This is a genomic window from Armatimonadota bacterium, from assembly GCA_023511795.1.
GTDB lineage: Bacteria > Armatimonadota > UBA5829 > DTJY01 > DTJY01 > JAIMAU01.
Genome location: JAIMAU010000024.1, coordinates 18,490 through 27,618, shown reverse-complemented (window position 1 = coordinate 27,618; position 9,129 = coordinate 18,490). Strand labels below are relative to the sequence as shown.

The 9,129-nt window shown below is 47.9% G+C and carries 7 protein-coding genes; 4 read left to right on the top strand and 3 right to left on the bottom strand.

What is annotated here, in order from left to right; genetic code table 11:
• Nucleotides 1-409, bottom strand: a 409-nt coding sequence (locus K6T99_12255) for a PHP domain-containing protein (protein ID MCL6520592.1), incomplete at its 3' end; no start/stop codon positions are given.
• A 132-nt stretch (nt 410-541) separates the two neighbouring features.
• Between K6T99_12255 and K6T99_12250 the strand changes: the two genes are divergently transcribed.
• Both K6T99_12250 and K6T99_12245 read left to right on the top strand, forming a co-directional pair.
• On the top strand, nt 542-865 hold the full coding sequence (locus K6T99_12250; protein ID MCL6520591.1) for a DUF5107 domain-containing protein: 324 nt from the start codon (nt 542-544) through the stop codon (nt 863-865).
• Nucleotides 841-3,729, top strand: a complete 2,889-nt coding sequence (locus tag K6T99_12245; protein MCL6520590.1) for a DUF5107 domain-containing protein — start codon at nt 841-843, stop codon at nt 3,727-3,729. The genes K6T99_12250 and K6T99_12245 overlap by 25 nt, the downstream gene beginning before the upstream one ends.
• A gap of 199 nt (nt 3,730-3,928) precedes the next feature.
• On the opposite strand, the gene K6T99_12240 is transcribed toward K6T99_12245, so the two are convergent.
• Entirely contained in the window at nt 3,929-4,717 is a 789-nt protein-coding gene (locus K6T99_12240; protein MCL6520589.1) for a sulfite exporter TauE/SafE family protein, read from the bottom strand.
• Nucleotides 4,718-4,925: 208 nt separating this feature from the next.
• On the opposite strand from K6T99_12240, the gene K6T99_12235 reads away from it, so the two are divergent.
• Nucleotides 4,926-6,254 (top strand): Gfo/Idh/MocA family oxidoreductase, encoded by a 1,329-nt coding sequence (locus tag K6T99_12235; protein MCL6520588.1) that lies wholly within the window; start codon nt 4,926-4,928, stop codon nt 6,252-6,254.
• A gap of 49 nt (nt 6,255-6,303) precedes the next feature.
• Here K6T99_12235 and K6T99_12230 read toward each other — a convergent pair whose 3' ends face one another.
• Complete coding sequence (locus K6T99_12230) at nt 6,304-8,391, bottom strand: tetratricopeptide repeat protein (protein MCL6520587.1); 2,088 nt, start codon at nt 8,389-8,391, stop codon at nt 6,304-6,306.
• Nucleotides 8,392-8,668: 277 nt separating this feature from the next.
• Here K6T99_12230 and K6T99_12225 point away from each other — a divergent pair, with 277 nt between their 5' ends.
• On the top strand, nt 8,669-9,085 hold the full coding sequence (locus K6T99_12225; GenBank protein MCL6520586.1) for a hypothetical protein: 417 nt from the start codon (nt 8,669-8,671) through the stop codon (nt 9,083-9,085).
• The last annotated feature ends 44 nt before the right edge of the window (nt 9,086-9,129 follow it).

Here is a 9,129-nt window from a genome sequence, read left to right as displayed (position 1 = left end):
CGATTATGTCGACCATGTCGAGTATCTGCATCAGAGTTTGCTTTTTCAAGCGATGAATTTTGAAAAGGTCGAACGGATGCGGGATGTAGACCAAACCATGCTGAGCTTTTATACGCTCGCAAGTCTCTACTGCATCGAGGCCTGGCTCAATCTCTTGCTCTAGAAAAAGACCAACAATTTCTCCTTGTCGTGTTTGGATTTCCTCTCCGATTATAATTCGAAGGTCGGGGGCTAATGCGCGTAGAAAGAGTGCGCCACCGATTGTGTTGTGGTCCGTTACGGCAATTACGTCTATCTCGAGTTTGCGACAATATTCATTAATGTCTTCAAGTTTTGTATCAGCGCATGGAGAATATAGTGTGTGAATGTGGAGTGCTACTCTTATTTTTGAATTATTAAGCCCAGACACAGCCACAGCACCTCTGCATAGTATAGTGTGATATTATTTACCCGAGTCGCCTCAACTTACATTTTGACATAGCAGTTGGCTTACCCTTCAGAGGTGTTCAAAGAAGGGTTTTCATTGAAGGAATCTGCCAAAATGCCGTGTAAGGTATCGGCGGTTAGATTCTTTGGGAGAGATGTTATGAGTGCTGAGGTTCGTCGTGAATCTATAGAACTGCCTACGTATGTTTTGCGTTCAGAGAGTCCAAATCCTTGCTTTACCAAGCAGTTGGGAGCTCATCCCTATCCTTATAGAATGCAGAACCGCTTGAGCTCGGAGCGTATCGTTAGGCAGTATGATTGCGTTGTACTTGAGAATGAGTTTCTTCGCTTGACGTTTCTACCTGACTTTGGTTGTCGGTTGTTCTCTGCATATGATAAGTTGCTCGGGCTGAAATATTTTACAGAAGTGACTGTATAAAACCGGCGCTTATAGCTATTCGAGGTGCATGGATTTCCGGCGGCATCGAGTACAACTTTCCCATCGGCCATTCCGTTTATACTTATTCGCGAATTCCCTATGTTACGCGCCAGAATTCCGATGGCTCGGTTTCGATTATATTTGGTCATACTGAGCGCATGACGGGGATGCGTTTCACAATGGAAGTCCGTCTTGCTCCTGAGGAGTATCGGTTCTTCCAGCATGGCAGGCTCTATAACGGGACTTCAATACCCCATCGGCACTATTGGTGGACCAACGCTGGAGTTTATCAGACACCTCGCACCCAGCTAGTTTATCCAATGACGATGGCTACTTCTGGCGCTTATGGAAACGAGATGGCGTGGCCTGTCCACAGGGGAACTGACCTAAGCTGGGCGTATGCGCATGAAACCTCATGCGACATTTTTGCCACCGAGGTCTACGATGATTTTTTTGGGATTTACTATTGGGATTGGGATTATGGGGTTGCTCACTGGTCGCCCAAGGAGGAATTGCCAGGCAGAAAAGCTTTCTTCTGGGGCAGGGATGAAATGGGCAGGCTTTGGCAGAGAATGCTTACCGAAAGTGCCGGCGATTACTTTGAGATTCAAGCGGGAAGATTTGCCACGCAAGGTGATTTTGACTTCCTCATGCCTCATGAGCTTGTTGAGTTTAACGAAGCATGGATACCAGTTGGTCCGACCGGCGGTTTTGTGAAGGCACACAAAGAAGGCATCATAAACGTACGTGAGGAAGGCGTGGCCACCGAGGTCCTTATCCAGATGACTCGAAAGGTTCCTCAAGCCCGAGTTCTGGTTTTGCAGGGAGGCATTACCATAAAAGAGCAGCGGCTTGATTTAATGCCAGGTTGCATAGAGAGAATATCAATTGAGCATCCTGCAAAAGAATTGAACATAGAGATTAGGGATGGCGGCGGAAAGCCTATTCTCCGATACGATTCCCTTGCGAAAGATAGGATTCGGAATGCGGTGCCGCGCACTAGCGTGATGCCTCCAAAAGTGCAGACGCCCGATGAGATACTTCAGGCGGCTTGTGTTTTCGAGCGGTTGGATTCCTTAGCGACTGCGGAGGAGCATTATTGGCGACTACTTGGCACAGAGCATGAAGCCGAAGGCCGGAAGGGGCTTGCAAGGCTGAGGTTGCTTTCAGGGCAGTTGCGTGAAGCAGCAGAGCATGCACGCATTGCATTGCGCTTCTGCCCCGACCCTGAAGCAACAGCGTATCTGGCGCTAGCCCTGGGTGATTCGCTGGAGGCTAGAAAGCTTTGGAGATTGCTTCTTAAAGATACGGTTTTTGGCAAACTTGCATCTTGGCAGTTGGCTCTGGCAGGTCTACGGGATGGTGCGTACAAAGAGGTTATCCAACTATACGAGAATAACCCTTGTGACCCTACCCTCACACTTGCGGCGGCGGTGTCAGCTAGAAAACTCGGAGAGACAGAACGGGGGCTTGGTTTGATTTGTAAGTTGCATGATGCAGACCCTTTATGGCGAACGGCACAGTGGGAGAAGTATTTCCTCGAAAGCGGGCTTTTTATTTCATCAGACCTGGTTCAATCATCTGGTGAGAAAAACCAGGTCTTTCCAATACTTTTGTTGGAAGTATTCCAAGAAGACATGGATGCGGCTGCATGGTACTTCGAACTAGGTTTGTTGGAGGAGGCAAGGGCGGTCGTTAATGCCTGGGTCGAATATGGGCCGCCAGATGACCCATTTTTAAATGGCATTGCAGTTGAGCTTGGAATCGACTTGCCAAGCAAACGCCGGCCAGACGGGTTAGGAATAGTAAATTGTTTTGCTCACCGCGAGATATTAATGCGCGTCCTTGAAAGGCAGCCTGACGCAGAAGCTAGAACTCACATTGGCTGCATGCTTTACGTTCGTGGGCGCGTTGATGAGGCAATCGAACACTGGAAGCAAGCTTGTGAAGCAGGAAGCACCAATCATATGCCTTATCGGAACCTTGCATTAGCATACTGGTATAAGAAGAATGATCCGGAGACAGCTTATAAGTTTATGCTAAAGGCGAATCAAGTTAGCCCAGGGGATGCGGAGACTCTGCGTGATTTGGACATTCTGGCTGAGACAACTGGTAGGGATGCTGAGCGGATTAAAGTTGCAGAGAATATCCTAAAATATGCGCCTGAAGATAGCGGATGTCTGGAACGTGCGGTTAGGGCATTTCTTGAGGTGGGGCGACTTGACGAGGCAGTAGAGTTGATAACTACAAAGCGGTTCTTTGTGCCGGAGCTGGCATACCACATACGAATATTATATGTTAGGGCACTCCTTATGCGAGGTGCACGACTTTTTAGCGAACGGAACTTTAAAGAGGCGGCTCAAGATTTCCAGAGGGCGACCGAATATCCGGAGAATATCGGGGCGAGCAAATTTCATGATTCCAGCGATGCCCAGGCATATTATCTCCTTGGTCTTGCGCTAGAGCAACTTGGCTTAGCCAAAAAAGCGGTTCTTGCATGGAAGTTGGCAGCAGATGACATAGCCGTGCGAGGCGCTGAACAGGCATTTTATGTTGGCCGAGCGCGCGAAAAACTTGGAAGAAAAGATGCAAGTGATGCTTTTGACCTTTTGCTTCCGACAAGCGCCATTAGGGATGCGGATAATCCTCAAGCTCACGCCCGATATGCATATCTCCGGGGACTTCATCATTTGGCAATGGGAGAAGCCGAATCTGCAGCTGTCTGCTTCAAAACCGCCCGTGAGATTGAGCTATCTGCTCCTGCAAAAATGCATGCATACCTCGAGGCTATCTGCCAAACCCGTTCTGAAGGCCGCCGAATGCCAATTCCAGTCTGGTGGACGGTCGAGCCCACAGCAGTATAGGCGTTCATTAACTTGTCAAGTAGTTCGGCTTTAGAGCGAATAGAAGGGCCACGAAATGAGCCGTGGCCCTAGATGAGGATGAAGGAGATAGATTAGACAATATTCGGCCTATAATGTGCGATAGACTTACAAAGTTCGCTTATAGTATAGGGTTGCAATGGCTGCTTGTCAATCGGTGGGTATAAAATTACCTTGAGGGCTACGTCGGCTTTGCCTGGCGCGATCTGGTCATGCTTACTCCAAATGCTAACATTAGCAAGCCAAACATTGCTTTAAGGGTAATTTCTTCTGCGCCGATGGCTATCTTTGAGCCTACCAGACTGCCAATAAATCCGCCAATTGCTACCCATACGGCTACCTTTAGCCTCACGTTGCCTTGGGTGTAGTGCATTAGTGAGCCGGAAACTGAAACAGGCACTATAACTGCTAACGAAATGCCTTGAGCAAGCTTTTGTGGGAAGCCTAACAGTAATACCAACGTTGGGATCATAATTACTCCGCCGCCAATGCCAAGAAGTCCACTCAATATGCCCGTTACTAGACCTGCAATTATTACCAAAAAACCTCCTGCAAACGAAGCGGCATCGATGATTTGAGCATGATTTCCGGTAGAGCTCCCGTTTATTATCCAGTCAGCGATCATTCGCAAGCCAATTAGGACTAAGAAGATGCCAAAGAACTGCCTTAGCCTGCGATTGCTACATATTGAGCATAACTTTGCGCCGATGATTGCGCCAATCACGCCACCAAAAGCCATCTCTGTGCCGATTAACCAATCAACTTTTCCATGAGTGCTGTAGTAGCATGCGCCTGTAACTGCTGAGAGAAGTATGGCAACTAGTGAGGTGCCATGGGCCTGACGCTGGGATAGGTGAACTAAATAAACCAGTGCTGGTACAACTATCACTCCGCCGCCGATGCCTAGAAGTCCACTCATCATCCCTGCGGTAAATCCGATGGCGACCGAAAGGAAGATTCTATATGGCAAGCATCCGCTACGTGCACTTCTTGAGGTGCTCAGTTCTTTGTTCCTTTCCTACTTATTTGCGCATGTCAGCCCCATTATACTCTAGCTTCTATTGGTGAAGCAAGAACGAAGCTTCGTATGGAGGATAAACATAGGCTTATGGTGAATACGAAAGTTAGCCAGTGTTTCAAGCTGGAAGTTTAAAGTCTTCGTTTTGGAGGTTTCTAATTTGGTTTACAAAGAAGATCTTTCAAGACGTGAATTTCTGGCAAAGTCGGTCACGGGGCTGGCCGTTGCTGGAATCCCTGCATGGTTTGCTAAGGAGGTTGAGGCTTCCAATAAAGAAGCTCTTGCTGCTGAGACCCGTAGGATAGCTAAAAATGATACCATACAATTTGGAGTAATTGGCACCGGTGGTAGCAAAGGTGGATATAGAATGGGATTGCATAATGCCCGCGCAGCTGCCAATCGCAATGGGTGCAAGATTGTTGCTGCATGCGATGTGGATGCTCAGCATCTAAAAGAGGCATGTGAAGAGTTTGGCCCTGATTGCAAAGGTTATCGTGATTTTCGGGAAGTCCTTGCTCGCAAAGATATAGATGCGGTAATCATAGGGACGCCTGACCATTGGCATGCATACATGTGCATCGCAGCGATGAAAGCTGGCAAGCATGTGTATTGCGAGAAGCCGCTCACGCTTACGATAGATGAGGGGAAAAAGCTTGTTAAAGTCTGGCGTGAAACAAAGCGCATATTCCAGACGGGAAGCCAACAACGGTCGGATGCGAAATTTCGACTTGCCTGTGAACTAGTGAGAAATGGCCGTATCGGTAGAATCAAGTGGGTAGAAACGCATTTACCCACTGGTCCAAGGGGCGGACCATTCGAGGTGAGGCCTGTACCAGAGGATCTCGATTGGGATATGTGGCTTGGTCCCGCATTCAAAGCCGATTATGTTCCCGAACGAACGCATGGGACTTTTAGATGGTGGATGGAGTACTCAGGCGGGATGCTTACAGACTGGGGTGCGCATCACAATGACATCGCCCAATGGGGACTCGGAACAGAGCGCTCAGGGCCTATCCAAGTCCAGGGAAGTGCTGAAGCGCCCAATCCATGCCCGAATTGTTATAACACGTTCCCGGCGTTTGATGTTACGTTCATCTATCCTGGTGGCATTAGACTTCGATGTACCAACCAAGGAGAGAACGGCGTACACTTCCAGGGTGAGGAAGGCTGGATATTTGTGAGCCGTAGCAAGATTGAAGCTAGCGATCCTCGCCTTCTCGAGGATCCGCTACCTGCAAACGCCGTTAGGCTTTATGAATCCAACGACCATATGGGCAACTTTATAGAATGTATTCGCGATGGGAAGAGACAACCAATCTGCGATGCAGAAATTGGCCATAGGTCAGTGACTGTCTGCCATCTTGCAAATATCTCTCTCCGTCTAGGTGGGCGTAAGTTGGATTGGGACCCAAGGAAAGAGGAGTTTGTCAACGACGACGAGGCAAATCTGTTTCTAAGCAGGCCGGGTCGCAAGCCATGGCGGATATAATAAATTTGAAAGCGCTGAACGGCTGAGCGAGGCTCCTTGTTTTTGGATTCTATCGCTGCGGTTCTGGCATTTTTGCTGAGAGGTCGCGTACGAGGCGTGGGTCGGGCTTGAGGCCATACTTTTGGCAGAGACGGATATGGTTCCAAGCTTGCCGATACTTTCCTGTAAGGAAAAGCGATACGGCAAGGTTGTGGTGGGCCTCGGCATTCTGAGGTTCGATTTTTATGACTTTCAAGAGATAAGGTATAGCTGCTTTGTGCTTTCCTTGCTCGGCAAGCAGCGCCCCGAGATTTAGATTCGCGTTCACATGATTTGGCGCAATCTCGACAGCGCGGCGGTAGTGTTCAATGGCTTCCTCAATTTTGCCTTGGTCAGTCAATGCAATCCCAAGATTGTGGTGCGCCTCAACGCACCGCGAATCAATCTGGATGGCTTTTTTCCATTCTTGAATTGCTTCTGCTATCTTGCCCTTGGCGCTGAGTGCAGTCCCAAGGTCATTGTGCATTGCTGCCGAATCAGGCGCTGTTTGGCCAAGCTTATTGTACTCGGCGATTGCTTCATCAACTTTTCCTTCCTCTTTGAGAACAGCCCCCAGGCTGATGCGGGCCTTCGCATTCGATGGTTCGAGTTCTAATACCCTTCGGTACATATGCTCAGCTTCTGCCCACTTTTTCTGCCGTCGGAAAGCATTCCCCATGTTGTTCAATGCATCCACATATGTAGGCCTGATTCTAACAGCGATTTGATAATGCGCTGCGGCCTCATCAGCATGCCCAGCATCTTCGAGTGCTGCTCCATAATTATTGTGTGCTAGGTAATTGCCCCTAGTAACGTGGATTGCATGGCTGAAAAGCGCAAGGGCATTTTTCCAGTAGCCGACTTGAGTGTAGGTGCATAAAGTTAGAGCGAAGAGAGAGAAGATGGCCACGGTTGGGAGAGCTGAGCGAATAAAGAAAGCAAATAGGTGATATTCTCCTTTCTTTTTTCCGCCCGTTATTTCTTTTGTGGCTGTATTTCCGATGAGCTCAGGGATTCCCCATGCAATTATCACGAAAAGACCAATCAGTGGTATATAGGTATACCTATCTGCCATCGCCTGTGCTCCAACTTGGACAATTCCAATTACTGGAACGAGAGTTCCCATGTACCAAAGCCAACCTACTGTGATGTAAGGCCGTTTTTGGTATGCATTGATAGCTAGCAAAGTAATTGCGGCGAGGATGAAAGCCGCGGTGATGGTTTGCCATTCAGGAAGGTTCCGAACAGGATGTGGGTATAGCACTGATAGCGCCCTTGGCCAAATCATCTTAAGGATATAACCTACGTAGGACACAAAGGCATTTGCGAGGCGGATACCAATCGGCATTAGCTCTCCTTCTCGTCCCATTGCGCCCGCTGCCTGTTGGACGCGGTATGTGATTATGCTTGAGGCAAACGATAGGATAAAAAGCGGTATTTTCTCAACCACCAGCTTTGAAATTATTGATGGCTTAATGGATGATGAACGTTTAGAAAGTGCTAAGCGTCCTATTGGCCAGTAATCAAGTAGCAGTAGTACGAACGGCAGGGTTACGAGCATAGGCTTTGACATTAGACCTAGCACAAAGAAAAACACTACTGGTATATATGTTTTGATTCCTGGGGATTTGGAGTATCGAAAATATGCCCAAATTGTTAGCAGTAGAAAGAATGTACTGAGCAGGTCTTTTCGTTCCGCTACCCATGCCACTGATTCCACGTGGAGAGGATGAAGCGCAAATAAACCCGCGATAAATGCGCTCCTCCACGTAAACCCTGTTATTTGAGCGAATATGAAGAAAAGCAAGATCGAATTGAATGTGTGGAGGACGATGTTGGTTGCGTGATGACCTGCTGGTTTCAAGCCAAAAAGTTGGCAGTCAAATGCATGGGATAGCCAAGTGATAGGATGCCAATTCGCTGCCCGCACAGAAGTGAATGCCCATGCAACCGCCTTGGGGGTTAGCCCCTCTTGAACATGTTTGTTCTCGGATACATAAGGTCGATCATCAAAAACAAATTCGTGCCTGAGAGTCGGCCAATAAGCGGCGAGTATAGTCAGCGCAAGAAAGAGGCTTATGGCTAATCGCTGACCTAGTTGACGGCGATGCCATGCCATTTGAACGCTCCTCCCAGGATTTATGGTGCAATTGAGGTATTCGATGGTAGTACGAGGGAAACCTGCTTCGCTTTGCCCTTTGGTCCGTTATTGTTTATCGCAGGGGTTTAAAAGTTTTTTTATCTTAAGTCGAATAGCGGTATTTTGATTGTTAGGTGGTGTTCTTAGGCATCTCGCCCTTAAATGAAGGAAATTATGTTATAGAAGTAGAAGAGGTGAAAAGTTGAGTTTATCGCCAATAACTATTCAAAGGGCCAACATTATGGAGTGCCAAACATTGCCGATTACGTTGTTTGTGCTTCTTATTGCCATATCTGCCGGCGTGGCGGCTTGCGGGTTGACCAAAAACAAGTATTACTTGGTTGGGATTGCATTGTTAGTTGGAATTGTCGGAGCTGTTTTGATTGCAATATTTACCCGGATATCAATGCGTCCAGCCGGAATTGCTTTTGCAGTTATCTTCACAGCCCTTGGCTTGCTGATTTCTTTCGAGGCCAATAAGAAGCGCGATAGGGAGCTTTGGCTTCAAGGTCTTGCGCAATTTTTCGTAGGAGGCGCTCTTCTAGCATATACACAGGCTCCAAACTTACTAAAGAGAATAAGCGGTGGGATAATTGCGGTAAACCTTCCTTGGTTCATTGTTTGTGTATTGCTTATTGTCTTGATTGTTAAGACATCAAGGCGTAAGTTATGATTAGGAGGCGAGTGGTAAGTTTCTTCTACTCCAGGGGGTGTTAG